The following is a 25,284-nucleotide window of genomic DNA, read 5'->3' on the forward strand; positions in this document are numbered from 1 at the left end:
AGGATAAATTGAAACGGTTCGGGTGAAAGACCTGCCCGAACCTCGAATTACACCATAAAAAAAGACCACTAGAAAGCCTTTCTAGTGGTCTTTTTGTATATTGCTGCATTGTCACAGCGTCTGATTCACAAAGGCGCTGGTGGACATCCCGGTGCACTTTTTAAAAACCTTGCAGAAATATTTCGGGTCGGAATACCCGACCATCTCGGCAATCTCATAAATTTTATAATTCCCGCCGAGCAGCAGCTCCTTGGCCTTGCCGATCCGGTACTTTGTCAGGTAGCTTGAGAACGAGTGCCCCGTCTCCTTGCTGAAGGTTGAGCTCAGATAGACCGGCGTGATTCCCAGCGATTTGGCCGCGCCCTCCAGCGTCAGGCCCTTGTTGTAGTTCTGGCTGATCAGCTTCATCGCCTTCTTCACCACCAGTCCGTAGCTCTCCTCCTCTTCGCTGAGCAGCACACCCAGCACCCCGAGTACCAGGGCGCGCAGCTCCTCCATCAGATACGAGCCCACAAAGTCGTTGAGCAGCTCGGACTGGTTGATGTTGCGGTAACTCCCATACCCAAGCTCTTTACACTTGCTCATGATGGTCGAGATCAAACTGACGTACCCCTCGATGATCGCCCCGGGCTTATAGAGCTTGGCGCGGCAGTATTGGTAAAAGGCTTCGGCCCCCTCGGCGGTGCGCTGATAGTCGCTCAGGCACAGCCCCTGGATGATCTCTTTTTCGATCTGTTCGGGATAGACGAATTCCTCGGTTTCGGTGTTGGCGATCAGCGCTTCACCCACCAGACGGCCCCTGCCAAGTACCAGCGACCATTTGAGCTGCTTTTGACAGAGGCTGAAGTCCACCGCAAGGTCTCCGCCCAGCGGCCGCCAAGCGGCGATGGGGATCCCGCCATGTTCGGAAACGGCGATTTTTTGCAGGATGTCCTCGACCTGGGAAGCGGCGCAGTCGGGGATCTCCGTGTGCTGGTAGAGCACCACCAGGCACCTTCGCTCGGGCACCAGCACCGAGGTGAAGGGGGTGACGTACCGCTTGAAGCACTGGTTGATCTTCACCGAGAGGTTTTGCAGCCCCTCTCCGAGACTGATCGGGTTCCCGACCGCTTCGCCGAGGGGGGCGAGCCGGTCAAGGAATTTATGCTCCCACCCGCTCTCATGCAGGTGGATGACCAGAATCCCGGTGTACCGCGCCACCAGCTGTAAGGTTTTCTCCGCTTGCACCGTGTCCCCGGGCGGGTTGCCCAGCAGGATGTTTTTGAGCAGGGTGTGGTAGACCTCGTCCGAGAACTGCTCGGACTCCATCGCCAGCCCCAACTCGAGCCGGTCCAGCAGGTCGCGCAGGCTTTCGACCGTGATGGGCTTGAGCAGGTATTCGCAGACCCCCAGCTTGATCGCGTCGCGCGCGTATTCAAAGTCGGCATAGCCGCTGAGGATGACCGGCTGAAAGCGCAGCCCCTCCTCCCGCAGCTGGGCGAGCATATCGATCCCGTGCATGCCGGGCATCTTGATGTCGGTGATCACGATGTCCGGGTGCGTCTCGCGCACCAGACGCAGCCCGTCCAGGCCGTTGGCGGCCTCTCCCACGCATTCATAGGAGGGCTTGATTTTTTTGATGAGCCGGATCAGCCCCGCGCGGGTGGTCTGTTCATCGTCGATGACCGCAATTTTAATCATAGTGTTCCCTCTTCTTTTGAGCAAATTTATCTATGATGTTGAAAGCAAGATGTCTTTTTTGATTGGTATGGCCGTCGCCGCCGGATCAGAGCTTGGGCAGCAGCAGGCGGATGGTGGTGCCTTTTCCGAGGGTGCTCTCCACATTGAAGCGCGCGTCGCCGCCGTAGTAGATGTGCAGGCGGGAAAGGACGTTTTTGAGCCCCAGCCCGTGCGCCGATTCGTGGGAGTAGCTGCCGTCCATCACCTCGCGCACGATCTCCTCGGGCATGCCCTGGCCGTTGTCCTCGATCACGATTTCGATGGCGTCCTCGTCGTAGCTGCGAAAATCAATCTTGATCAGCCCTCCCGAGATATACCCCTCGAAGCCGTGGTCTATACAGTTTTCGATGATCGGCTGAAGCAGCAGCTTGTAGATTTTGCAGCCGGCGATGTGCGGGTCCATGTCGATGACAGCGTTAAAGGTATTGTTTGCACATTGGCGCAGATAGATGTATTTTTTGAGCCATTCATATTCGTCCGAGAGGGGGATGATCTTGATCTTGTTGTTGATGCTGTAGCGCAAAATCGAGCTCAGCGAGGTGATCATCCGGCTGATCTCGTACTCCTCCTTCTCGATCAGGCTCCAGTTGATCGCGTCCAGGGTGTTGTAGAGGAAGTGCGGGTTGATCTGGGCGGTCAGGGCCTTGATTTCGGCGTCCTTCTCGTTTTTGATCGCATTGGCGGTGCGGTCCCGCTCCTCGCGCAGGTTGTTGGTCAGGGAGGAAATTTTCACCATCATCTCGTTGAAGGTCTGCGCCACGATGGACATCTCGTCCTTGGTTTTGATGTCCACCTGGATGTCGAGGTCGCCCCCCTTGGCCCGCTCCATCGCCGCGACGATCGACTTGGCCGACTTGGTGAGGCTGCCGGACAGAGCGATCACCACCAGGATGATCGTTCCCAGGGTGATCAGCGACACCACCCAGTAGGTGTTGCGGATGGTGGTGATGTCGCTGTAGAAGTAGGAGCCGCTGAAGATGTTGACGATGTACCACTGGGCGGCGGGCACGCTGCCGGTCAGGGCCACCGCCTTGCCGATCTCATTGACCGTGCAGGTGGGGGTGCGCTTGCCGGAGAGAGTCGGGACCACCGTGCGGGTGATGTCTTTTAGGATCACGCCGTTTTCGGGGTTTTGCAGGATGTCGAGCAGGGCGCCGCAGTCCTGGACCGTGTTCAGCCCGATCAGTTCCTTGTTCTGCGCCGAGATGATGTCGCCCTCGCCGCTGACCACCACCGAATAGGCGCTCTCCTCATTGGACTGGGCGAAGAGGCTGCTGACGGCCTCCTCGTTGACGGTGACCACGATCACCCCGAGCTCCTGCAGGGTGTACTGGTCCACGATCTTGTTGGCGATGTGGAAGTAGTTTTTGACCTGGCCCCGGAACTGCCGGTCGGGGATGGTTTTCGTAATGGTGCACCCCGCCTTGCCGATGGCGGTGCTGTAGATTTCGTTGCGCAGGCCGGCCTGTCCTTCCCAGAGGTTTACCGTGAAGCGGGTGGAATCGTTGTCAAAGACGATGTTGTTGCCGTCCGGCAGCAGCAGGGAGATGGCCACCTCGGGCTTCTTGGAGCTGAAGGCGGAAAATTCCCGTTTGACCTGGCTGAGCGCGATCGCCTTGTTGGGGGTGTCCGGGATCATCAGCTCCTTGGTGGCGCTGATGATGGTGTCGTCCGAGATGATGGAGAGCACATAGTCCAGATAATCCTGCATCCAGGAGTCGAGGACCCGGGCGGTCTGCTCGACCGAGTTGACCCCCGAGGCCATGATCTTCTCCTTGACGGTGTGGTTATAGTAGTAAAACAGGATGGTCTGGGAGATCAGCAGGGGGATGATCGAGACGATCATCAGAGAAATGATCAGCTTGGAACGGGTGGTGGAGGCGCTCCAGCTCTCAAATACCTTATGGAACATGCGGTTTCCCCCTCTTATTGCAAAATGCGCCCCAAAGCGACAGGAGCTCATAAAAATATAGTAGCAAAAAAAGAACCGTAAAGCAAATGGGAAAGAAAACAGGTGTGGCGCCGCCGGATGGCTGGGTGATAAAAATAGCTCAGAGAGTTTTTTATATTTCTCATGGCCGCCCTCCGGGCATGGCCATATTTATCGCTTCTCCTGTGCTGAGCAACAAAAAGCGGCGGGGGCTGGCATACGCCAGCTCCCCGCCGTCCGGCTGCTTATCGCCTGTGCTCGAGATATCCGCAGATCAAACCGGCCGTGGCCTGCGCACCGATAGAACTGTCAACGCACAATTCATACTCATGCGGGTCGCCCCACTCATGTCCGGATATGCTCTTATAGTACGCACGTCGGGCCATGTCGGAGCGGGCAATACTTTTTTGCCCTTGCTCCCGTGTGTCCCCATACATTTTCATCACGTTTTGCACGCGGTAATCCGTCGGGGCATAGATGAAGATTCGCACCACGTTCTGATAGTCGCGCAGCACATGGTCCGCCGCACGGCCGACGATAACGCAGGCCCCCATATCTGCGATGTGCTTGATCGCCATATCCTGAGCCGTGATCGCCTGCTGGACGGCCTCGGTGCTCAGATACAGTTCACGCATGGCCGTATTTTCATTGGAATTCAGGCCCGAGATGAAATCCCTGGACAAGCCGCTTTCCTTCGCGGCCAGCGCGATCATCTCCTTGTAGTAGCACGGGATCCCCAGCTTTTTTGCCACAAGCTGCCCGATCTGCTTCCCGGCCGACCCGTGCTCGCGGGAGATCGTCAGGATCAAGCCCGCCTTGGACGGCTGTAGGACGGCCGCGCCGTCCGCTTGCGCATGAGCGGAACTGTGCGAGAGCTCCCGCCAAAGCCGGACCATTACGAAAGCGGTTATAATGAATGCGGCCGTATCGGCGACCGGCGCGGCCCAAAAGATGCCGTTCACTCCCAACTTTAACGGCAGGAGCAGGGAAAGCACGATGAGAAGCGCATCGCGCATGACAGAGAGCGGCGCCGCGGCTTTGGAGTGCCCGATGGATTGCAGGAAGATCGCGCAGACCTTCTGCACGCAGGTGAACAGGATCAGCGAGAGGTAGATCCGCAGGCACTGGGTAGCGAACTGGGTATAGAGCTCGCCGTCCGAACCGAACATGCAAATGAACGCCTGCGGGGCGGCCTCGAACAGCACCGTGCAGAGCAGGCAGATGATCGCCGTCCATTTTAACATGAGTTTCAGCAGCTCCCGTACACGGCCGTATTGCCCCGCGCCGTAGTTATATCCGACGATTGGCTGTGCGCCTGCGGCAATGCCGATCCCGATATTCAGCACGATTTGAAACAGCTTCATGATGACGACAAACGCCGCCAGCGGAATGTCCGGGCCATAGACCGACCCAGCGCCATACCGCACCAGCAAAATATTGTTAATTACGGTGATGACGACGATGGACCACTGTGTTAATAAACTGGAGGTGCCCAGCGCCATCACATGTTTTAACTCGATAAAATCCAACCGGAAGCTATCCAAAGACAAGCGGAAGGTCTTGCTTTTCGTTAGATAGCCAACGCAGATTAAAAAGCTGACAAACTGTCCTAATATCGTCGCATAAGCGGCGCCTTTAATCCCCATATCCAGAACAAAAATTGCAAGCGGGTCGCCGATGATGTTGATCACCGCTCCGGCCAGCATGGCCGCCATGGCATAGCGCGGGCTGCCGTCTGCGCGGATGATCGAAGCCAGCGTGTTCTGCACGAGGGCAAATGGAATCATGGCATAGATGATGAAGCCATAGTCGCGCGCCAGCACAAGGTTCGCGTCGGTCGCCCCGATCAAGCGAAGCAGGTGATCGCCCCCAAGGTAGCCGATCACCAGGATGGCAAGCCCGGCCAGAAAAGAGCACAGTACGCTGTTTGCGACGCTTTTGTGAATGTTCTGTGTCTCCTTTCGGCCGAGGGAGACGCTGAGCACGGCGGCTGCCCCGTCGCCGAAAAACAGGGACAGGCCCCAGCCAACGACCGTTATCGGAAAGATGACGCCTGTCGCGGCATTGCCCAGATACCCAATGCCGTTCCCAACAAAAATTTGATCCACGATGTTGTAGAGACTGGAAATGAGCAAAGAGAAAATACAGGGGATGGCAAATTGCCTCAAGAGCTTCCCCACTTTTTCTGTTCCCAAATAATTGTTCCCGTTCATAAAATCCTCCCATTGACAGACAAAAAAACGGCGCATGCAAAACGCATGCGCCGCTCTGATCTCCGACAAAAAAATACAACACATGCATCCGTACCGTGATCAGATTTACGCGCTATGCGCCACATGTGTCGTTGATTGCCTTTATTTAATTTACACATATCAGTATACCAGCATTTTAAAATTATTTCAAAGGTGTTTTTGCACAAATTGCTCTCGTTCGTTGGGACCTGCGGCAAAAAATTTACCTTAATATTTTGCACCATTCTTAAAATTGTGAGTTTCCGCCGGCCGGGGGCTTCCTCTATAATAAGCACAAGATGTTAATTGCCTCTAAGCAATTGACGGATTGGTTTGCAGGAAAATTAAGGAGGTAAAAAGATGAAACGCAGATTATCTATGCTGCTGGCAGTGGCTATGCTGGCAACATCCCTGGCGGCCTGCTCTTCGGGCGGCGGTTCCACTTCCCAGAGCTCGGAGCAGCCCGCAGGCGAGACCCCCGCAACCAGCACCGAGACGCCCAGCTCTGAGGCCCCCAGCTCCGAGGCGGAGCCCGCGAGCGGCGAGCAGGTCGAGCTCAAGCTTTGGCACTATTACAGCGGCGACAGCGCGCAGGACATCGTGGACCTGTGCAATCGCTATACCAGCGAGGTCAATCCGAACGTAAAGGTTGCCGTCACCATGCTGCCCTTCGGCGACTTCAAGAAGCAGCTTTCGGTCAGTTCGGCGGCCAGCTCCCTGCCGGACATGGTCTTCATCGACAACTGTGATGCGGTTGCCTATGCCGCGATGGGTATGTTCGCGGACCTGACCGAGGCGATGAAGGACAATGCGGAAATTGCCAAATATTACGAGGGCATTATGAAGACCGGCTACTATGACGGGAAGCTCTATTCTGTTCCGTCGGTCAGCAACAACCAGGGCATCTACTACAACAAGGACATGTTCGAGGCGGCCGGAATCCAGAAGGTCCCCGAGACCTGGGATGAGGTCCGCGAGACCGCCAAGGCCCTGACCAAGGACGGTGTCTACGGTTTCGGTATGTCCGCGGTCAGCAACGAGGAGGGTACCTCCCAGTTCCTGCCCTTCAAGATCGCAGCCGGAGACGAGGACATGTACTCCCTAGACAGCGAGGGCGGCCTGCGCGCGCTGAGCTTTTTGACCGACCTGGTCAAGGACGGCTCAATGCCCAAGGACGTCATCTCCTGGTCCCAGTCCGACGTCGGCACCCAGTTTAAGACCGGCAAGATCGCCATGATGATGATGGGCTGCTGGTACATCAACGAGTATGAGGAGCAGAATCCCGAGCTCAATTGGGACGTATTCCCGATCAAAGACAAGACCTTCGGCACCATCTACGGCGGCGAGAACTTGGCCGTCATCAACGGGCCGAACAAGGACGCCGCGATCGAGTGGGCCAAGTGGTTCATGAGCTATGACATCAACAAAGAATGGAACTTTAAGATGGCACACTTCCCGGCCCGCGAGGAATCCCTTACCGACCCGGAATATACGGCCAACCCGCATTGGAAGACCTTCCTTGAGCTGATCCCCTACACCAAACCCCGTCCGGCGGACCCGAAGTGGCCCGAGGTCTCTCTCGGTTACCAGCTCGCTTTGCAGGAAGCCTTGACCCTGCAGAAGACCCCCGAGGAAGCGGTGAAGGACGGCCAGGCGATGATCGACGCCGCCCGCGGCTAAGACTCAGTAAGGTGGACCGTATCCCGAACGTTTAGCAATGCTGGATGGCGGAGGATACCTGTTTATACCCTAAAATGCAATATGCGGCACCCGCGAGAGTCCAAGGAGGTCTATGCGCGGCTTATGCATAATGAGTTGGTATAAAAGTACCCTCCGCCATTTTTATGCCCTTTTTCGGTAAAATAGCCGAGAAAAATGAATAAATATACAATATTTGCCCGTTTTGATTTAGACAAACGAATACCGAAAATGAGGTGATCCTGTGCCCAAGCGCAAGCAAAAACTCAAAAGCGACACGATAGGCTACTGGTTTGTGCTGCCTGCGCTGCTCTTCATGAGCCTGTTTATCGTATACCCGCTGATTTATAACTTTGTCCTGTCCTTCCAGAAGGTCGACGTGATGACCCTGATGGCGCCCCATAAGGAATGGGTCGGCTTCCAGAATTACGCCAACGTGATGAATGGCACCTATCTTTGGGGCTCGATGAAAAATACCTTCGTCTTTACCATTGGATGCATCGCCTTCCAGTTCTCCATCGGATTCCTGCTGGCGGTGCTCTATACCCAGAAATGTAAGGCCCTCAAGCCGATCAGCGGCTTGCTGCTGATCAGCTACATCATTCCCGGAACGGTCTGTTCCATCCTCTTCAAATTCATGTTTGCCACCAACGGCGGTATCGTCAACGAGCTGTTTATCCAGCTCGGGCTGATCACCCAGCCGATCGAATGGCTCACTCGCCCAGATATGGCGATGTGGTCGGTCATCATCGCCAACACCTGGACCGGCATCCCGTTTAACATGATTCTTTTGGTTTCGGGGCTGGTCAACATCCCGCTCGAGGTCTACGAGAGCGCCACCATCGACGGCGCGAATGGAGCGCAGCAGTTCTTCAAAATCACGGTCCCGTTGCTCAAGTCCTCCATCCAGACGGTCCTGGTCCTCGGGTTCGTGTATACCTTCAAATGCTTTGAATTGATTTACGTCATGACTACGGGCGGCCCGGTCTACTCCACCGAGCTGATGTCTATCTACTCCTACCGGCGCTCGTTTATGGAATTTAACTTCAGCGAGGGCGCGGCGATCGCCAACATCCTGTTTATCATCCTGTTTGCGGTCGGCCTGTTCTATACCAAGCTGATCGGGAAAGACGAGGTGGCCTAGGATGAGTGCGAAAACGAGAAAGCAATTTTTTAAGGTTTTCTGGATCGTCGTGGGCGTGGTCTGCTTCTTGATCATGATGTTTCCGCTGTACTGGATGATTTCTTGTTCACTCAAGACCGAGAGCGAAATCTTTGCGCGGCCGCCCTATTACTTTCCGCCGAATCCGAACTTGGACGCCTACATAACCCAGCTTTCCAACGTGGAGCAGTTCCCAATCATCAATTCCTTTAAAAATAGCATGATCATCTCACTGGCAACCATGGCGATCTCGGTGGTCCTGTCCACCATGGCCTCCTACGGGCTGGCGCGTTTCAACATCAAGGGTAAGAACCTGATCATCTTCCTGTTCCTGGTCTCCCAGATGCTGCCGCAGGTCTTCACCCTGGTGCCCGATTTCATCATCTTCAAGTCGGTCGGGATCTACAACACCTACTGGGCGCCCATCTTCGCCAACTGTACGGTGGCGATTCCCTTCTCGATTCTAATGTTGCGAACCTACTTTTTGAGCATACCGAAAGAGGTGGACGACGCGGCCCTGATCGACGGGTGCAACCACTTCCAGTCCTTCCTCAAGATCATGATGCCGATGGCCTCGACCGGAATCGTCGTCTCCTTCGTCTTCTCGTTCCTGTTCGGCTATGCGGACATGATGTTCAGCCTGACCTTCATCAATGATTCAAGGATGTGGCCAGTCACCACCGGTATCTACAACGTGGTGGGCCGCTACGGGATCGAGTGGAGCCGCGCAATGGCCTTCGGGTGCCTCGCCGTGGCCCCGGTTGTCCTGATCTTCCTGCTCATGGAGCGCTACATCGTCGAGGGCTTGGCCTCGGGCGCGGTCAAGGGCTAAGGTGCATCTGTAAATTTAAGGAGGGACTGTGATGAAACTTTCTTGCCTGTCCAACGTCTATTCCCGCTTCTCGCTGGAGAAGGCGTTCTCCGAGGCGCAGCGCCTCGGGCTCGAGGGGATCGAGGTCTGGGGCGGCCGCCCGCACGCCTACGTCTACGACGTGGACGAGAAGATGGCCGCCACCATCCGGGGCTGGGCCAAGCAGTACGGGGTGGAAATCTGCTCCTACTGCCCGGAAAACTGCGTCTACCCGTACAACCTGTGCTCCCAGAGCGAAAAGGAGCGCTCCGAGACGGTACAGTACTTTAAGGACGCGCTGGACGTCGCCGCCGCCATCGGCGCGCCGATGATCCAGATCACCCCCGGCGACCCCGGCTACGAGGGGGACCCGGACGAGGACTGGAAGCACCTCTGTGAGGGGCTGCGGGAGGTCTGCGCCCACGCCGAGAAGGTGGGGGTGCGGGTGGTCATGGAGACGCTCAGCACCGAGGAGAGCCTGATTTTAAATACGGCCGACGACCTGGTGCGGCTGCTGAAAGCGGTCCCCTCGCCGATGATGTTCGGCATGGTGGACTTCGTCAGCCCCGCGATCATGTACGAGCCGTTCTCGAACTACTTTAAGAAGCTCGGCCCGAAGATGGGGCATATCCACCTGGCGGATTCGGACGGCAAGACGGCCGACCATCTGATGATCGGCGAGGGGGTCATCCCCTTTAAGCAGGTCCTCTCGATGATCAAGAAGTATGATTATCCCTATTATGCGAGCATCGAGCTTTCCCCGATGGGGACCCACGGCGCCGACCCTGAGAGCTATGTCGAGCTCTTCGTCGAGCGGCTGCGGGAGGTCCTCAGTCAAATTTAAGGCAGAAAACCCAAACAACAGGAGAGGAGCAAGAATAAATGGTAATCGACGTACATACGCATGCGGAATTCATGGAGCCGATGTACAAGGGGGACGAGGTGACCCGGCAGCGCAAGGAGATCATGGGGCGGGAGTTCCTGGGATATTGCGACATCTCGATGGCGCTGTTCCAGATGGACCACGCGGGGATCGATAAGCGGGTGCTGCTGCCGCTGGATTTGACCACGCAGTACGGCTGCACCATCGTCTCGAACGATGAGATGAAGGAACTCGTCGGGGAGGCGCCGGAGCGCTTCATCGGCTTTGCCAGCGTGGACCCCTACCGGGAGGACGCCGTGAAGGAGCTGGACCACGCCTTCGGGGAGCTGGGGCTCTCGGGGCTCAAGCTCAACCCCTCGAAGCAGAAGTTCTACCCCACCGATTCGATCATGAAGCCGGTCTACGAGAAATGCATCGAGTACGGCAAGCCCATCCTGTTCCATTGCGGGACCTCCTGGGAGCCGAACACCCCGGCGAAGTACTCGAAGCCCCTGTGCTTCGAGGAGGTGGCCATCGAGTATCCGGAACTCCGGATCGGCCTGGCGCATTTCGGCTGGCCCTGGGTGCAGGACACCGCGATGATGCTGCTCAAGTACCCGAACGTCTACGCCGACACCTCCATGCTCTACTGCGACCGGGCGAAGGACTTCTTCCACCAGATCTTCAAGGTGGACCTCAGCCCGCTGTGGATTGAAAACATGTTTTCGGATAAGGTGATGTTCGGCTCGAACTCGCCGCGCTTCGGGGAAGAGGACATGAAGTACGGGCTCGAGAAGCTGGGGCTGCGTGAAAGAACGCTTGCGAAGGTCCTGGGCGGCAACGCGATGAAATTCTTAGGGATGGAGGACTAAAGGCCATGAAAATGAAACTGGACTCGTTTGAGCTGCGCACCAAGAACGAATTCGATATGATCAACATCACCGAGCGGGTACACAAATTTGTGGAGGAGAGCGGGATCGAAGAGGGGATGGTCTATGTGATGACCGCCCACACGACGACGAGCATTATCGTCAACGAGAGCCTGCCCTGCCTCGAGACGGACATCGAGGAGAAGCTCGAGGAGATGGTTCCGAAGGACGCGCAGTATGCGCACAACCACTTCCTGCCGAGCTACGGTGCGACGGGCGGGAACTGCCCGGGGCATCTGAAGAGCATGCTCTGCAACTACTTTGCCTACTTCCCCGTCAAGGACGGGAAGGTGGTGCGCGGCCGGGCGCAGGAGATCTATTTCGCCGAGTTCGATGGAATCCAGGACCGCACGGTCTACATGCAGGTGGTAGGGGAATAACCCTCCATTATTAAGATGAAAGACGGTTGCCGGAGCAGGGTCCAGCGCATTGGAGGGCCCGGCGGGAAAGGGAGGATAAGATGAAAGTAATAGCAGTGGGCGATGCGTGCATCGACCTCTACCAGAAGCTGGAGAGGTACTACCCGACCGGAAACTGCGTGGACTTCATCATCAATATTGCGAAATACGGCCTGGAAAGCGCCGTGGTCAGCGTGGTGGGCACCGACCGCTACGGGGACGAGATGATCGAGGTTTTAAAAAAATACAAGGTGGATTCCAGCCACATGCACCGCAAGGAGGGCAAAACCGCCGTGGCGCTGATGGACCTGATCGGGAATGACCGCCTGCACACCAGCTTTGACGAAGGGGTGCTCGAGGGGTTCGATCTGAGCGAGGAGGATTTGCAGTTCATCAAGGGCTACGACGTGATCCACGGGGTGATCTGGGGCAAGGTGAACCACCACATGCCCACCTTCAAGGAGTGGGGAAAGACGGTCGTCTACGACTTCGCCACCGACCTTGACGACCCGGAGATCGAACGGGTGCTGCCCTATGTGGACTACGGCTTCTTCTCCTACAAGCAGGACGACGCCTTCATCCGCGATTATCTTAAAAAGGCGCAGGCAAAGGGGCCGAAGGTGCTGATCGCGACACTGGGCGAGCACGGAAGCATAGCCTATGACGGGAAGAAGTACTACCTGCAGGAAGCGCTGCCGGTGACGGTGGTGAACACCGTGGGGGCCGGGGACAGCTTCATTTCGGGCTACACCTACGGGGTGATTGGGGGACAGGACGTGCCGGGGTGCCTGCGCACCGCCGCCGAGACCTCCGCGAAGATCATCCAGATGTTCGACCCCTATTGATTTGACGAGAAAGGCGGGACAAGCCAATGCCGAAGATCAACATCGAACGGGTGGCGGGGATGAACATCTGCTACCACCTGTTTACCACCGAATATTTCCTCGATTCCCTCTGCCGGCTGGGGATGAAGAGCGTGGAGTTCTGGGGCGGGTATCCGCACCAGTTCATCAGTGAAAAATCCTATCCGCCGGTAAAAACCATCCGCAGGATGATCGAGGAGCGGGGGCTCAATCTCATCTGCTACACCCCCGAGCAGATCCAGTATTACTACAACATCGCGGCCAGGGAAGACGACATCCGCGAGGACAGCGTCGAGCATTTCAGGCGGTGCATCTATGCCGCCGCCGAGATGGGCGCGCCCAAGATGCTCATGACCTGCGGCTGGGGCTACCAGGACGAGGACCGCGAAGAGGCCTGGAAGCGTTCGCGCGAGTCGCTGCATAACCTCGGCGAATACGCCGGGAAGATGGGGATCATCCTGGCACTGGAGAACCTGCAGCAGGTGGAGAGCAACCTCATCTATACCCTGCCGCAGCTGAAAAAGATGCTCGACGAGCTTCAGTGCCCCGCCTTCAAGGCGATTGTGGACACGGTGCCCATGCACCTGGCTGGTGAGACGATGAAGGACTACATCGAGGCCTTCGGGGACGACCTGGTGCACACCCACCTGGTGGACGGCAACCCGACCGGGCACCTGGCCTGGGGCGAGGGCGAGCTGCCGCTGGACGAGGACGTGCAGACGCTCTGCGACCTTAGCTACAAGGGGACCATGTCCTTCGAGGTCTGCGGCGGGAACAACTTCGACCCCGAGAGCGAGATGAAGAAGAGCTTCACCCGCATAGGGCCGTATCTCGGCTAGGAGGGCGATATGAACAAGCTGAAATTTGAGCAGTTCGCCATTGGGAGCTTTCATTACCCGCGCTATCCGCTTTGCTATTTCCTCGATTCGGTGCAGCGGCTGGAGGTAAAAAACATCGAGCTCTGGGGCGTGGCGCCGCACCTCTATGTGGATGACCTGACCGGCGCGGACGTAAAGGCCATCAAACGGGAAATCGATGCGCGGGGGCTTCGGCTCATCTGCTACTGCCCGGAGCAGAACACCTATCCCTTCAACATTTCGAGCACCAACAAGGCCCTGCGCGAGCGCAGCATTGCCTTTATGGAGCGCTCGATCGTACTGGGCGCGCAGCTCGGCGCCCCGACCTTCCTGCTCTGCCCGGGGACCGGGTTCTTAAACGAGGACCCCGGGGAGGCCTTTAAGCTCCTGTGCGACGCCGCGCAGCGCCTGCTGCCCACCGCGCACCGGGAGGGGGTCACCATCGTGGCCGAGACCCAGACCTGGCACGACTGCAACATCCTGCACACCGCGGCCGACCAGCGCCGTCTGCTCGACGAGGTGAACGACCCGGCCTTCAAAGCCATGCTGGACGTCAGCCAGATGACGATCTACGGCGACACCATCGCGGATAACCTGCAAATTTTGGGCGACGACATCCGGCATATGCACCTCACCAGCTCCTACAGCGATTCGCTGGATTTGACGCTGCAAGGGGACGCGCTGCGCCAGAAGTACCCGGACGGGCGGCCGCTGAGCACCCACATCGGCTTTCGGGCCGGGAACAACCCCATCATCGACTACCTGCGTCAGATGGGGGAGGGGGGTTACTCCCACTACATCAGCCTCGAAATCTGCGCGCGGGAGTGCTTCGGCGACCCGGAGTTCTATGCGCGCGAGGGGCTCGAGATGATGAAGCAGGCACTCTAAGCAAGCTTACTCATTACCATCTCCATTTTATTTTCCGGCCGTCCCGGGACGGCCCTGCCCGGTTCGGACCCGAACCGGGCGTCTTTTTATCCTTATGGCGGCCCGCTTTCGGTTGACAGCGGGTAGCGCATGTTGTACACTAAGAGGGACAAATCAGCCGCCAGAAGGCTATGCTGAAATACAGAATACGGGGTGGTCAAAATGGATATCAAAGAGTTGCAGCGCCTGAATCCGGACAAGAAGATTTATTCGATCGACGACGAGGCTTATAAGCCCTACGGCCGGGTGCTGGGCGACGTGTGCGTCAAGGACCTGGTGGAGTACATCGACAAAAACATCGAGATTCCCGCCTCCGGCAGCAAGTATGTGCCGAGCGTGCCCGAGCTCGAGGCATTCGATTGCGTCAAGAAGATCGAGGACCTGGTCTATGGCCAGATGGAGGTCGAGGCCGGCTACTGCGCGGGCTACAACGACGTGCTGGGCGGGCTGGAGTTCCACCAGGGCAGCGAGGTGGCCGTCACCACCACCGACACCCTCTTCATCGTGGGCAAGAAGCAGGATATGTCCGACGAGGGCGACATCGACGGGAGCAAGCTCGAGTACTTCTACATCAAGCGCGGCCAGGTCGTGGAGATGTATTCCACCACCCTGCACTACTGCCCGGTCCATGTGGACGATAACGGGTTCTTCACCCTGGTCATCCTGCTCAGAGGTACCAACACCGCGCTGAACCATCCGAGCGCGAACAAACTCTTCACCAAGAAAAACAAAGGATTTATCTGCCACACCTCCAACACGGCGAAGATCGAGGCCGGTTCCTATCCGGGGCTCAAGGGCGATCTGATCAAGATCAACCTGAAATAAGCCGGGACAATGCTCTTATGCCGCGGGCGGGTACCTTTCGGGTATCCGCCCGTTTGGGGTTTTTTCGGGTGACGGGAAAGGAATGGTGATCAACATGGAGAGACGGTTTCACACGGTGGGGATCGCGGGCCTCGGGCTGATCGGCGGCTCGCTGGCGCTGGCGCTGCAGCGCCTGGGCGGGATCGCGGTCCATGGATATGACCTAGATGGGGATACCCTCGAAGCGGCGGTGCATGCGGGCGCGATCACCCGGGCCAACGAGGGGCTGGGAGAGTGCGACCTTGTGGTGGTGGCGCTCTATCCCGGCGCGGCGGTGCACTTTGTCGAGGAGCATATCGCGGAGCTTCGCCCGGGCACGGTGGTGGCCGACTTCTGCGGGATCAAGCGCTTTCCCTGCGCGGTGCTCGAGCCGCTCTGCCGCGCGCGGGGGCTGTATTACCTCGGCGCCCACCCGATGGCGGGCAAGGAGATCAGCGGCTTTGCGGCGGCCGACGCGAACCTTTTTCGCGGCGCGAGCCTGATTCTGACCCCGACCGAGGAGACCGATCCGGCGGCGCTCGCCGCCTTCCAGGAGCTGTGCCGGGAAGTGGGCTTCGGCCGCCTGGTGCGCAGCACCCCCGAGGGGCACGACCGGATCATCGCCTACACCTCGCAGCTCGCGCACATCCTCTCGAGCGCCTACATCCAGAACCCGCTCTCCAGCGATTTTAGCGGCTTCACCGGCGGCAGCTTTCAGGATTTGACCCGGGTGGCGCGGATGAACGGCGAGATGTGGGCCGAGCTCTTTGAGCGCAACCGGGATATGCTCATCGAGCAGATCGATGAACTGACCCTGAAGCTCGGGGAGTACCGACAGGCGCTCGAGAATGAGGATTCGCGGGCGCTCTGGGCGCTGATGGAGCAGGGGACCGCGATCAAGAACCGGCTGCTGGCGGGGGCCAGCGACCCGAAGTGGGAAGAGGTCTGATCCTCTGCGCCGGCCGCGAAAAAGAAGTAAAATTTTGCGGACAAGGTGTTGACAGGGCGGGATTTTTATCGTATAATTATTAGCGTTGTCGGTATGAATCGGCAGCGGTTGCGGGAGCATAGCTCAGCTGGGAGAGCACCTGCCTTACAAGCAGGGGGTCACAGGTTCGAGCCCTGTTGTTCCCACCAGCTAACAAAGGCTTCTGCCGCTGACGGTCGCACCGGCCTTTGTTAGAAATTTGGCCCGGTAGTTCAGTTGGTTAGAACGCTAGCCTGTCACGCTAGAGGTCGTGGGTTCGAGCCCCATCCGGGTCGCCAATTTTCCTTTTTGCACAGTCTTTGCCCCGGATGGGGCGAGAACAGGCCGACCGCTCGCAAGAGCGGGGGAATCGTGCCGGTGGCACGATTTTAGGCCACGGGTAGAGCCCGTTCATCCGGGTCGCCATTTTGTTTTTCCTGCGCGCGGGCGCATCTTGCCTTTGTAGCTCAGTTGGTAGAGCAGAGGACTGAAAATCCTCGTGTCGTTGGTTCGATTCCGACCGAAGGCACCACGCCGCTGCTTGTGCAGCGGCGAACATGCGGGTTTAGCTCATCCGGTAGAGCGCCACCTTGCCAAGGTGGAGGTAGCGAGTTCGAGCCTCGTAACCCGCTCCAAAGCGCTTGTATTTTCTGCGGAAAATGCAAGCGCTTTTCACGTTGTTACAAGCGCGAAGCGCTTCGCGGGCGGAACTAAGCTCCCCCTCGGGCCACCTCCGGCCTTCGGCGGGAATAAGGGCAAGGAACGAAGGCAAGTATGTTTCATCTACAATAACCCAATGGCATAAATAAAAAACGATTTGCTTTTGCAAGTCGTTTTTTATTTATCTTGCCTTGACGGGGAGCGCAAAGATAAACCGTAAAGAATGGCGCCCCTTGAAGCAGCACCCTTTACATTTCCAGCCTTCCTATTTTCCTTATGATGTGTTATACTGTAGTCGATTAAATGGAGAAAGGAAGGGTCAAGGAAATGGATCAAAACGTCGAATTTATCCTCGAGCGCCGCGTGGAGCGCACGATGGAGGCCCTGGTGAAAAACCGGATGGAGGCCTACTACGCGCCGAGCGCCGGAAAGGCGAAGGAAGCGGTAATATCCCTCCTGAGAGAGGGGGCCGTCGTCAGCCACGGCGGGAGCCAGACGCTGATCGAGTGCGGAATCATCGACGAGCTGCGCAGCGGCAAATACAACTACCTCGACCGTAGCGCACCGGGGCTGAGCAAGGAGCAGGTGACCGAAATCTACCGGCGTTCCTTCTTCGCGGACTACTACCTTGGCAGTGCCAACGCCATCACCGAGGAGGGCGAGCTCTTTAATGTGGACGGCAACGGCAACCGGGTGGCCGCCTACATATACGGCCCGCAGAACGTCATCCTGGTCGCCGGGATCAACAAGATCGTGCCGGATATCGAGAGCGCGCTGACCCGTCTGCGCAAGATGGCGGCCCCGGCCAACGTCAAGCGGCTGGAGTGCGAGACGCCGTGCTTCCGCACCGGAGAGTGCATGAACTGCCACACGCCGGGGAGGATCTGCTGCGACTACGTGGTGCAGGGCTTCCAGCGGGTTCCGGGGCGGATCAAGGTGGTCCTGGTCGGAGAGCCGCTCGGCTACTGAGGAAAAGGAAAAAGCTGTCCGCTGATTTCATCAGCGGACAGCTTTTGTCGTGTTCAGCCTTCCAGCGCCTTGCGCTCGTTGAGGATATTGTCCAGCAGCTCGGTTTGGTACTGGTAGTTCTCCTTTGCTTTCTTGTTTTTCGACGCGGCATGGGTGTCCGCCGCGCGGAAGGTCAAAAAGAGGCTGTCGCCCAAGGCTTCGGTCAGCGGGTCGTCGCAGAAGACGGTATCCGAAAGCGGGATCTTGCGCCCGTCGTCGAAGGCTTTGTCGCTGTAGGCGCTCAGATCCACGAAGTTGAGCGGGTCGCCGATCATATCGTAGGCGTAGTCGTCCATGATCAGGATCATCGACTCGCCGTCGGTCATCTCCACCGAAAAGCGGGTCTGGGCTGCCATGAAGACCTGGGCGTTCATCCCGGTGTCATCGTCCTCGGGGAAGCCAATCGCCACTACGTCGACGTTGACCTTCCCATCGCCGTCCCGGTCCACCTCGTACTGCTCGGCGATCTCGCAGAGGCGCTCGCGCTGCTCGTCGCTGATATAGGCCTTGCCCACGATGGTGATGGTCGAGTCGAATTTTTCCTTGGACAGGATGTCGTAGGCGAAGGAGACGAGCATGATGGCGGCCACCACGCCGATGATGGTGTGCCATTTAAAATGGTACCAGTAATTCTCAAACCACTTCTTGGTGCCGAATTTGGGTGGGCCGTTTTCCCACTTTTCCATAATGATAGCCATTCCTTTCTCGGGGAGAAGCGCCCGGGCAGCCGCAGAGAGCCCGGGCGCGGAATCCATGAGTTTGAATCAAAATAATTGCCGCGTGGAAAACACGTACCCTCTCTATAACCTCAGTTTTCGCGGGGCTTCATGGTCGGGAAGGAGATCACGTCGCGGATCGATGCGCTGTTGGTCAGCAGCATGACCAGCCGGTCGACCCCGATTCCGAGCCCGCCTGTCGGGGGCAGGCCGTAGGACAAAGCGTTCAGGAAATCCTCGTCGATGTCGCAGGCCTCGTCGTCGCCCGCTGCCTTGAGCGCCGCCTGATGCTCAAAGCGCTGGCGCTGGTCGATCGGATCGTTGAGCTCGGAGAAGGCGTTGGCGTACTCCCGCCCGGTAATGAACAGCTCGAAGCGCTCGGTGTAGTCGGGGTCGTCCTTCATGCGCTTGCTCAGCGGGGAGATGTCCACCGGATGGCCGGTCAGGAAGGTCGGCTGGACCAGCTTCTCCTCGCAGTACTCCTCGAAGAAGAGGTTGAGGATGTCGCCGATCCCGTGGCGCTCCTCGTATTCGAGATGGTGCTCCTTGGCAAGTGCGCGCGCCTGCTCGAGGGTGGAAACCCCGTTAAAGTCCACCCCGGCGTACTTCTTGACGCATTCCTTCATGCTGATCCGCTCGAAGGGCTTCTCCAGATCGATGGTCAGCTCGCCGTAGGGGATGACCGCGGTGCCGAGCACCTCGTGCGCGACCGTGCGGATCAGTTCTTCGACCAGGTCCATGATCCCGTTGTAGTCGGTGTAGGCCTGGTAGAGCTCAAGCATGGTGAATTCCGGGTTGTGGCGGATGGAAATCCCCTCGTTGCGGAAGACCCGGCCGAGCTCGTAAACCTTGTCGAAGCCGCCCACGATCAACCTCTTGAGGTGCAGCTCGAGGGCTATTCGCAGGTACATGTCCATATCGTGCGCGTTGTGGTGGGTGATAAAGGGCCGCGCCGCCGCGCCGCCGGCCTGGGTGTGCAGCACCGGGGTCTCCACCTCGATGAAGCCCTTTCCGTCGAGGAAGGAGCGGATGGCGGTGATGATCCGCGAGCGCTTGACGAAGGTGTCCTTGACCTGCGGATTCATAATCAGGTCGACGTACCGCTGGCGGTAGCGCATTTCGGTGTCCTTGAGCCCGTGGAATTTTTCGGGCAGCGGGGAGAGGGACTTGGTCAGGAGGGTGACCTCCGTCGCCTTGATGGAAACCTCGCCCCGGCGGGTGCGGAACACCTCGCCCCGAACGCCGATGATATCACCGATGTCCCAGTATTTCAGCTGGGCGAAGCACTCCTCGCCGATCATGTCGATCTTGACGTAGAGCTGGATCCGGCCGCTGGAGTCCCGCAGATCGAAGAAGCTGGCCTTGCCCATGTCCCGCCAGGCCATGATCCGGCCCGCCAGGGAGACAGTTTTGCCCTCATACTCCTCGAAGTGCTCCTGGATGTCGTTTGCGTAGGCATCGGTTTTATAAGAGGTCTGCTGGAAGGGGTCCTTCCCCTGGGCTTGCAGATCGCTCAGCTTTTCGCGGCGCACCCGCAGCACCTCGGAAAGGGATTGCTCCTCGCTTTCCGGGGTTTGGTTCTGTAGCTCCTGGTTGTTCTCTGACATTACACAACACATCCTTGTCGTTTGGGGCGCTCGCCCACGTTTTAAAGCAGAGACACCTCTGCTGCCAATATCCCTTATTATAACAAAAAGCGGGCTTTTTGCAAAGCCCGCAAAGGATTTTCTTTGTAAAATCCGCTCTCAGATCGAGATTTCCAGGATTTCATACTGGACGGTGTCGCCCGAGGGGAGCTTGACGTCCACCTTCTCGCCGACCCCGTGGCCGAGCACGGCGGCACCCACCGGGGACTCGTCGGTGATGGTGTCCATGTCCGCGCTGCTCTCCACGGCGCTGACGATGCGGTAGCTCTCAATGTCCCCGAATTCCATGTCCTTTATTTTAACGGTGGTGCCGATGGAAACTGTGTCGGTCGAGAGGTGCTCGTAGGAGATGACCTTGGCATTCTTGAGCTGTTCCTCCAGCTTTTGGATGCGGGCCTCCACTAACGCCTGCTCGTTTTTCGCCTCGTCGTACTCGCTGTTTTCCGACAGGTCGCCGAAGCCGCGCGCGACCCGGATCTTCTCCGCGATCTCCTGACGCTTTTCGACCTTGAGGTTCTTCAGCTCGTCAACGAGAGCCTGATAACTGGCGCTGGTCATGATGAGTTCTTTCGCCATGAACCGGTTCATTCCTTCCGTAGTCAGATTCGGCCCCCGCGCGGGAGCGCGGGAGCAGGACGGGCGGGAAGCGCAATTGCCCATCCCGCAAAAAAGGTCCGGCGGGAGGGATATTTGGCTCCTCCCGCGGACAATAAGAGTATTATATGCAAACCGGGAGAGGTTGTCAAGCTGTAAACGGTGAAATTATCTAAAAATTCACCTTTTTCTCGGTTTTGTTCTAGTATACCCGATGAAATTTTATATTTCGCGCAAAAGTATTCCAGCTTATTCCAAAATCCGTACCTGTTCCTGGTTTTGCGACAGCTGAGCGGCGATCTGGGGCACCGTGACGCGGCGGCTTTTGCAGAGCATCGAGCTGGCGCACAGCCCTCCGACCGCCTCGACGCCGCACAGCTGCCACAGGGCGGTGTAAAATTCATCCCGGTCGATCCCCGGCGGAATTGCCTCGTCCGCCTCGGGCAGGCCGTAGTGCGGCAGCACCAGGGAAAGGTTGTGCTCAATCGGCTCGGCGCGCATGGAAAATACCGGCGCCGGATAAAAGGAGGGGAGGGGCAGGGCGCCGAGATCGAGCAGCGCGGCGCAGCCGCCGAGCGCCGGGAGCTCCCCCGTGAAGGTGATGGGCGCGCCGTATTCCTCGAGCATCCGCTCGGCGTAGGGGGCGTAGCGTTCGGGGCGGTCGGTGCAGACCAGGACGACGGGACAGTACTTGATCAGCTTTTCGAGCAGGAAGGGGTAGAGGCACTCGGGGTCGATCAGCCCCACCCGCCGGCAGTAGAGGGGGAGTGCGCTGCGCTGCAGCGCGCGCAGCAGGGTGTTGCAGAGGACTTCGGCGCGCAGACGCGCGACCTGGTCCTCGCTGACGGCTGGGCGAAAGCCCTGCGGCAGGGTGAGGCCGCGCGCCGCCAGCGCGCCCCGCCGCCCGGTGAGCAGGCTGCGCTCATGCGCTTGCAGCAAGCGGCCGTCCTTCCAGTAGGCGCGCACGTCGAAAAAGAAGCTGCCGCAGACCTCGATTTTTTGTATCTCGGGCTTCGGCGGCTTTATTTTGTCCCGCAGCGACCGGGTTATTCTCCGCAGCGCGCCGCCCTGTGGCGGCGGCAGCTCATCAAAGGTTACGAACATCGTACGTCCTCCCGCCCATCTTGTCCGGAACAGTCCGGCTTTTCATCCGCACCCTATACATATGCCCGGCCCTTTCAAAAAAGTCGCGAAAGGGCGCGCCTTTTTTCTTCAGGGCGGGGGTTGACGCTGCGCCCTTCTCAAAGTATTGAAAGCTGCGCTTCCAATACTTTCATATGGGTGCTCCCGGAAAGGGCGGGTGTTTTTTGGAGGGCCTGAGGTTGCCGCATGGCTGCTCCTGAAACGGAATTTTTGGGGGGAGCGGGGTTGTCCAAAATTTTATGAAAAACCTTCTTGACAAGGGAGCGGATATTGGGTATAATATCAAAGGTACTCACGGGGGCGTAGCTCACTTGGGAGAGCGCTTGAATGGCATTCAAGAGGTAGTCGGTTCGATCCCGATCGTCTCCACCAGCAAAGACCGCACAGGAAACTGTGCGGTCTTTCTCCTTTTAACGCGAAGCGCTTTCCGCCGCGGCGGAAAGCGCTTTTTATTCTGCAACCCGGAAGCTGACCGTTGCCTCTCCCGCACCAGGGCCTCAGACAGTCCGGCGGGATCATCTATCCGGCCAATCGTGGTATAGCGGTGGGAGGTGGAAAAGCTCTCATAAAAAAGCACCAGGCAGTCGGAGCCGTAGAGCATGAGATCCCCCGCCTGGGTTTCGGATGGGCGGCCGGCATCGGCGGGCAGGCTGTCGGAGAAATAATAATATTTTTCATTCCCGTTCATCTCGCTCATGCGGAGGGTCAGCGGCAGCATTTGCATCAAGGCGCGGGCCGTTTCGTTGTCGTTCAGGGTGGCGGCGAAGCTCTTGTCGCCCACCGTGATTTGTAGCTGCGGCATCGCAGTGCTTTCCATTGGAGAAGCGGGCTTCTGTTGAGGGGCCTGTGGAGCCGGGGCAGGGATTTTGGCTTCCTGCGGCGAGGCGTCCTCTTCCACCTTATCGATCTGTACCTCCCCGGCGAGGGAGGGGATCAGCTCGGCGCCGGACACCGCCTCCCCGAGCGCATACAGCCCGGAGGCTCCGCCGCAATTCCCATAAAAGAGCGCCACGTCCCCCCAAGGCTCGTAATAGGCAAGGGTGCCCGCCGGGCCCTGCGCTAGGGGGGCGCCGCTGGTATCAAGGCCCTCGGGCGGATAGAAGATTTTTTCGCTCCCCGCATAGTCCTCGATCCCGACTGACAGAGGAAGCTGCCGGTAGAGGGAACTTGCCGCGGCGCTGCCGTTGAGCCGGAACATGACGGCAGCGCCGCCGTCCATCTGCACCTGGATCAGTGGGCCCTGCGCCTCGTCCGGTGAGGAGGTGGGCCCGGTGGCGGCAGCTTCGCTTTCCGGAAAAAAGCCGGACGAAGAAGGTGGGCTCTCATCCGGTGGGGCCTGCGGCGCGGGGCGCGCCTCCACGTCCCCGCCGCAGGCCGCCAGGGAAAGGGACAGCAGGAGCGCAGCTAAGGGGCGCCCAATATTTCTTCGGGACGGGGATTGAAACTGCGCCCCTCCCAAAATATTGAAGGCTTCGCCTTCAATACTTTCATATGGGTGCCTCCGGAAGCGCGACAGCCTTTTCATACCGCTTCCCTCCTTCAAACCGCCCTGCCCATCTCAAAGGCTTTCTCCAGGGCGGGGTTTCCCCGAATGGCGCCGACGGCATCGGCGCCGCCACCGAAGACGGTGCCGGCCAGCCGCGCCTTTTCAAAGCAGGCGATCCAGCCTCCGAGGCCTTTGATGGCGCCGTCCATGGCGCTCTCCTCCTGCTCTGCCGCCGCGGCCAGCAGGTAGATGTCCCGGAAGGCGTAGCCGGCGCTGTACAAGGGGTTGGAGCGGTCGAGCATGGTTTTCATCTGACCGCACATCTCGTAGTAATAGATGGGGGTGGCGAAGACGATCACATCGGCGGTGCGCATTTTCTGGGCGATGGTGTCCGCGTCGTCGCGGATGACGCACCGCTGGGTCTTCTGGCAGCAGAGGCAGCCGGTGCAAAAGCCGATGGTTTTATCATGCAGGCAGATTTTCTCCACCTCATGGCCGGCTTCCCGGGCGCCGTGCGCGAAGGCCTCGGCCAGCGCGTCGGAATTGCCGCCCTTGCGGGGGCTGGTGGAAACGATCAGGATCTTCTTACTCATCAAAGTACCTCCTTCAGCCGGCTATAAACTGGCCTTCAAAATCCCCAGGACCTCTTCCCGGCTCAACACCTTATAACCGCCCTCCATGATGAAGGTGCCTTGGGCTATACCCTCGAGCATCTCCTCGGTAACCCCGAGCTCCCGCAGGCTCATGACGAGGCCCAGCTCCTTCATCCAGGCTTCCATCCGCCCGAGGCCCAACGCCGCGATCTCACGGTCACTCCCGCCCTCGGGGTCCACTCCCCAGACGTTGACGGCGAAGCGCCAAAACTTGGGCAGGCCGTAGGGCAGCAGATAGCGGTAATAGGGCAGCGAGACGGCGGAGAGGGTCATGCCGTGGGTCGCGTCGGTATAGGCGCCGACCGATTGGCCGATCATGTGGACCATCCAGTCGGTGGCTTTGCCTTTTGCCACGAAGGTGTTCAGCGCCCAGGCGGCGATCCACATGATGTTGCTGCGCGCCTCGTAGTCCTCGGGATTTTGGAGGGCGATCAGGCTGCTGTGGATGAGGGACTTCATCAGCCCCTCCATCACATAGTCGGAGGTGTTGTCGTCGGTCCCCGAGAAGTATTGCTCAGTGATGTGGTTCATGATGTCGTAGAACCCGGCCACCATCTGGTAGCGGGGTAGTGTGAAGGTCAGCCGGGGGTTCAGGATGGCGAACCGGGGGAACACGTTGTCCCCGAACACATGGCCGATCTTCAGCTTCTGCTGGTGGTTGGTGATGACCGCGCCGCCGTTCATCTCGCTGCCGGTGCCCGCCATGGTCAGCACACAGCCCACGGGGATGATCCGGTTATCCACCTCCTCCATGCGCAGGTAATACTTTTCCCAAGGGTCCTCCTTGCACCAGGCGCCGACGGACACGGCCTTGGCCCAGTCGCAGACCGAGCCGCCGCCCACCGCGAGGATCAGGTCCACGTCGTTTTCCCTGGCCGCCTTGCAGCCCTCGTACAGCTTGTCGGAGGTGGGGTTGGGCAGGATACCGGGCAGCTCGACGACCTCCTTGCCGCTCTCCTTCAGGATAGCGGTCACCTGGCCGTACAGGCCGGACTTCTTGATGGAGCCGCCCCCGTAGGCCAGCAGTACCTTTTTGCCGTACTTTTTGAGCTCGCCGCCCAGATTGTCCAGGGCATCCTCGCCGAAATACAGGCGGGTGGGGTTGCAGTACATAAAATTGCCTAACATGGATGTTTCCTCCT

At 58.5% G+C, this 25,284-nt stretch carries 22 protein-coding genes and 5 tRNA genes; 17 read left to right on the forward strand and 10 right to left on the reverse strand.

Going from position 1 to position 25,284, the window contains the following annotated elements:
• Positions 1–111 precede the first annotated feature (111 nt).
• The 3 genes from EDD78_RS11840 to EDD78_RS11850 form a co-directional block, all read right to left on the reverse strand.
• Positions 112–1,680: a response regulator gene (locus tag EDD78_RS11840; protein WP_079698036.1), complete on the reverse strand. Its 1,569-nt coding sequence runs from the start codon at positions 1,678–1,680 to the stop codon at positions 112–114.
• Between the two features lie 85 nt (positions 1,681–1,765).
• Positions 1,766–3,631 carry a sensor histidine kinase gene (locus tag EDD78_RS11845; RefSeq protein WP_165873214.1) on the reverse strand — a complete coding sequence of 622 codons (1,866 nt, stop codon included), beginning with the start codon at positions 3,629–3,631 and terminating at the stop codon, positions 1,766–1,768.
• Between the two features lie 263 nt (positions 3,632–3,894).
• Positions 3,895–5,862 (reverse strand): MATE family efflux transporter, encoded by a 1,968-nt coding sequence (locus tag EDD78_RS11850; protein ID WP_132085076.1) that lies wholly within the window; start codon positions 5,860–5,862, stop codon positions 3,895–3,897.
• A 378-nt stretch (positions 5,863–6,240) separates the two neighbouring features.
• Between EDD78_RS11850 and EDD78_RS11855 the strand changes: the two genes are divergently transcribed.
• The 16 genes from EDD78_RS11855 (at position 6,241) to EDD78_RS11930 (ending at position 17,865) form a co-directional block, all read left to right on the forward strand.
• Positions 6,241–7,560: an ABC transporter substrate-binding protein gene (locus tag EDD78_RS11855; RefSeq protein ID WP_132085077.1), complete on the forward strand. Its 1,320-nt coding sequence runs from the start codon at positions 6,241–6,243 to the stop codon at positions 7,558–7,560.
• A 262-nt stretch (positions 7,561–7,822) separates the two neighbouring features.
• Entirely contained in the window at positions 7,823–8,722 is a 900-nt protein-coding gene (locus tag EDD78_RS11860; RefSeq protein ID WP_286170878.1) for a carbohydrate ABC transporter permease, read from the forward strand.
• 1 nt (position 8,723) lies between these two features.
• A complete protein-coding gene (locus tag EDD78_RS11865) occupies positions 8,724–9,572 on the forward strand; it encodes a carbohydrate ABC transporter permease (protein WP_079698032.1) in 849 nt (282 codons plus the stop codon).
• Positions 9,573–9,603: 31 nt separating this feature from the next.
• A complete protein-coding gene (locus EDD78_RS11870; protein WP_079698031.1) occupies positions 9,604–10,434 on the forward strand; it encodes a TIM barrel protein in 831 nt (276 codons plus the stop codon).
• A gap of 38 nt (positions 10,435–10,472) precedes the next feature.
• The gene (locus EDD78_RS11875) at positions 10,473–11,324 is read left to right on the forward strand and encodes an amidohydrolase family protein (RefSeq protein WP_132085078.1); all 852 of its coding nucleotides are present in this window, start codon (positions 10,473–10,475) and stop codon (positions 11,322–11,324) included.
• A gap of 5 nt (positions 11,325–11,329) precedes the next feature.
• The gene (locus EDD78_RS11880) at positions 11,330–11,761 is read left to right on the forward strand and encodes a secondary thiamine-phosphate synthase enzyme YjbQ (RefSeq protein WP_079698029.1); all 432 of its coding nucleotides are present in this window, start codon (positions 11,330–11,332) and stop codon (positions 11,759–11,761) included.
• Between the two features lie 80 nt (positions 11,762–11,841).
• Positions 11,842–12,624, forward strand: coding sequence for a fructoselysine 6-kinase (frlD, locus tag EDD78_RS11885; protein WP_132085079.1), 783 nt, complete (start codon positions 11,842–11,844; stop codon positions 12,622–12,624).
• A gap of 26 nt (positions 12,625–12,650) precedes the next feature.
• Complete coding sequence (locus EDD78_RS11890; RefSeq protein WP_132085080.1) at positions 12,651–13,481, forward strand: sugar phosphate isomerase/epimerase family protein; 831 nt, start codon at positions 12,651–12,653, stop codon at positions 13,479–13,481.
• Positions 13,482–13,490: 9 nt separating this feature from the next.
• Positions 13,491–14,387 (forward strand): sugar phosphate isomerase/epimerase family protein, encoded by an 897-nt coding sequence (locus EDD78_RS11895; RefSeq protein WP_132085081.1) that lies wholly within the window; start codon positions 13,491–13,493, stop codon positions 14,385–14,387.
• Positions 14,388–14,588: 201 nt separating this feature from the next.
• Positions 14,589–15,251, forward strand: a complete 663-nt coding sequence (locus tag EDD78_RS11900; RefSeq protein ID WP_132085082.1) for a DUF4867 family protein — start codon at positions 14,589–14,591, stop codon at positions 15,249–15,251.
• A gap of 94 nt (positions 15,252–15,345) precedes the next feature.
• The gene (locus tag EDD78_RS11905) at positions 15,346–16,218 is read left to right on the forward strand and encodes a prephenate dehydrogenase (protein ID WP_165873215.1); all 873 of its coding nucleotides are present in this window, start codon (positions 15,346–15,348) and stop codon (positions 16,216–16,218) included.
• 112 nt (positions 16,219–16,330) lie between these two features.
• A tRNA-Val gene (locus EDD78_RS11910) sits at positions 16,331–16,406 on the forward strand.
• Between the two features lie 52 nt (positions 16,407–16,458).
• Positions 16,459–16,535 (forward strand) — tRNA-Asp (locus EDD78_RS11915).
• 157 nt (positions 16,536–16,692) lie between these two features.
• Positions 16,693–16,768, forward strand: a tRNA-Phe gene (locus EDD78_RS11920).
• 27 nt (positions 16,769–16,795) lie between these two features.
• Positions 16,796–16,871 (forward strand) — tRNA-Gly (locus tag EDD78_RS11925).
• A gap of 352 nt (positions 16,872–17,223) precedes the next feature.
• Positions 17,224–17,865 carry a lactate utilization protein gene (locus EDD78_RS11930; RefSeq protein ID WP_079698023.1) on the forward strand — a complete coding sequence of 214 codons (642 nt, stop codon included), beginning with the start codon at positions 17,224–17,226 and terminating at the stop codon, positions 17,863–17,865.
• 53 nt (positions 17,866–17,918) lie between these two features.
• Here EDD78_RS11930 and EDD78_RS11935 read toward each other — a convergent pair whose 3' ends face one another.
• The 4 genes from EDD78_RS11935 to EDD78_RS11950 form a co-directional block, all read right to left on the reverse strand.
• Positions 17,919–18,590: a hypothetical protein gene (locus tag EDD78_RS11935; RefSeq protein ID WP_132085084.1), complete on the reverse strand. Its 672-nt coding sequence runs from the start codon at positions 18,588–18,590 to the stop codon at positions 17,919–17,921.
• A 122-nt stretch (positions 18,591–18,712) separates the two neighbouring features.
• Positions 18,713–20,227: a lysine--tRNA ligase gene (lysS, locus tag EDD78_RS11940; protein ID WP_132085085.1), complete on the reverse strand. Its 1,515-nt coding sequence runs from the start codon at positions 20,225–20,227 to the stop codon at positions 18,713–18,715.
• A gap of 138 nt (positions 20,228–20,365) precedes the next feature.
• Positions 20,366–20,842, reverse strand: a complete 477-nt coding sequence (gene greA / locus EDD78_RS11945; RefSeq protein WP_132085086.1) for a transcription elongation factor GreA — start codon at positions 20,840–20,842, stop codon at positions 20,366–20,368.
• Positions 20,843–21,109: 267 nt separating this feature from the next.
• Complete coding sequence (locus EDD78_RS11950; protein WP_132085087.1) at positions 21,110–21,964, reverse strand: hypothetical protein; 855 nt, start codon at positions 21,962–21,964, stop codon at positions 21,110–21,112.
• 335 nt (positions 21,965–22,299) lie between these two features.
• On the opposite strand from EDD78_RS11950, the gene EDD78_RS11960 reads away from it, so the two are divergent.
• Positions 22,300–22,375, forward strand: a tRNA-Ala gene (locus tag EDD78_RS11960).
• Here EDD78_RS11960 and EDD78_RS14215 read toward each other — a convergent pair.
• From EDD78_RS14215 to EDD78_RS11980, 3 genes are read right to left on the reverse strand one after another with little or no spacing between them, the layout of a single operon-like run.
• Entirely contained in the window at positions 22,338–23,528 is a 1,191-nt protein-coding gene (locus EDD78_RS14215) for a cyclophilin-like fold protein (protein ID WP_350308590.1), read from the reverse strand. The genes EDD78_RS11960 and EDD78_RS14215 overlap by 38 nt on opposite strands.
• Before the next feature lie 14 nt (positions 23,529–23,542).
• Positions 23,543–24,082, reverse strand: coding sequence for a flavodoxin family protein (locus EDD78_RS11975; protein WP_132085089.1), 540 nt, complete (start codon positions 24,080–24,082; stop codon positions 23,543–23,545).
• Positions 24,083–24,103: 21 nt separating this feature from the next.
• Entirely contained in the window at positions 24,104–25,270 is a 1,167-nt protein-coding gene (locus tag EDD78_RS11980) for an iron-containing alcohol dehydrogenase (RefSeq protein WP_132085090.1), read from the reverse strand.
• Positions 25,271–25,284: the final 14 nt, after the last annotated feature.

Source organism: Harryflintia acetispora, from assembly GCA_004340125.1.
GTDB classification, from domain to species: domain Bacteria; phylum Bacillota; class Clostridia; order Oscillospirales; family Ruminococcaceae; genus Harryflintia; species Harryflintia acetispora.

Coding starts and splice junctions, on each gene's coding strand:
- EDD78_RS11935 (WP_132085084.1), bottom strand. CDS start 18,590: ATGGAAAAGTGGGAAAACGGCCCACCCAAATTCGGCACCAAGAAGTGG.
- EDD78_RS11895 (WP_132085081.1), top strand. CDS start 13,491: ATGAACAAGCTGAAATTTGAGCAGTTCGCCATTGGGAGCTTTCATTAC.
- EDD78_RS11880 (WP_079698029.1), top strand. CDS start 11,330: ATGAAAATGAAACTGGACTCGTTTGAGCTGCGCACCAAGAACGAATTC.
- EDD78_RS11950 (WP_132085087.1), bottom strand. CDS start 21,964: ATGTTCGTAACCTTTGATGAGCTGCCGCCGCCACAGGGCGGCGCGCTG.
- EDD78_RS11905 (WP_165873215.1), top strand. CDS start 15,346: ATGGAGAGACGGTTTCACACGGTGGGGATCGCGGGCCTCGGGCTGATC.
- lysS (WP_132085085.1), bottom strand. CDS start 20,227: ATGTCAGAGAACAACCAGGAGCTACAGAACCAAACCCCGGAAAGCGAG.
- frlD (WP_132085079.1), top strand. CDS start 11,842: ATGAAAGTAATAGCAGTGGGCGATGCGTGCATCGACCTCTACCAGAAG.
- EDD78_RS11855 (WP_132085077.1), top strand. CDS start 6,241: ATGAAACGCAGATTATCTATGCTGCTGGCAGTGGCTATGCTGGCAACA.
- EDD78_RS11840 (WP_079698036.1), bottom strand. CDS start 1,680: ATGATTAAAATTGCGGTCATCGACGATGAACAGACCACCCGCGCGGGG.
- EDD78_RS11900 (WP_132085082.1), top strand. CDS start 14,589: ATGGATATCAAAGAGTTGCAGCGCCTGAATCCGGACAAGAAGATTTAT.
- EDD78_RS11930 (WP_079698023.1), top strand. CDS start 17,224: ATGGATCAAAACGTCGAATTTATCCTCGAGCGCCGCGTGGAGCGCACG.
- greA (WP_132085086.1), bottom strand. CDS start 20,842: ATGGCGAAAGAACTCATCATGACCAGCGCCAGTTATCAGGCTCTCGTT.
- EDD78_RS11975 (WP_132085089.1), bottom strand. CDS start 24,082: ATGAGTAAGAAGATCCTGATCGTTTCCACCAGCCCCCGCAAGGGCGGC.
- EDD78_RS11890 (WP_132085080.1), top strand. CDS start 12,651: ATGCCGAAGATCAACATCGAACGGGTGGCGGGGATGAACATCTGCTAC.
- EDD78_RS11850 (WP_132085076.1), bottom strand. CDS start 5,862: ATGAACGGGAACAATTATTTGGGAACAGAAAAAGTGGGGAAGCTCTTG.
- EDD78_RS11875 (WP_132085078.1), top strand. CDS start 10,473: ATGGTAATCGACGTACATACGCATGCGGAATTCATGGAGCCGATGTAC.
- EDD78_RS11845 (WP_165873214.1), bottom strand. CDS start 3,631: ATGTTCCATAAGGTATTTGAGAGCTGGAGCGCCTCCACCACCCGTTCC.
- EDD78_RS11870 (WP_079698031.1), top strand. CDS start 9,604: ATGAAACTTTCTTGCCTGTCCAACGTCTATTCCCGCTTCTCGCTGGAG.
- EDD78_RS14215 (WP_350308590.1), bottom strand. CDS start 23,528: ATGAAAAGGCTGTCGCGCTTCCGGAGGCACCCATATGAAAGTATTGAA.
- EDD78_RS11980 (WP_132085090.1), bottom strand. CDS start 25,270: ATGTTAGGCAATTTTATGTACTGCAACCCCACCCGCCTGTATTTCGGC.
- EDD78_RS11865 (WP_079698032.1), top strand. CDS start 8,724: ATGAGTGCGAAAACGAGAAAGCAATTTTTTAAGGTTTTCTGGATCGTC.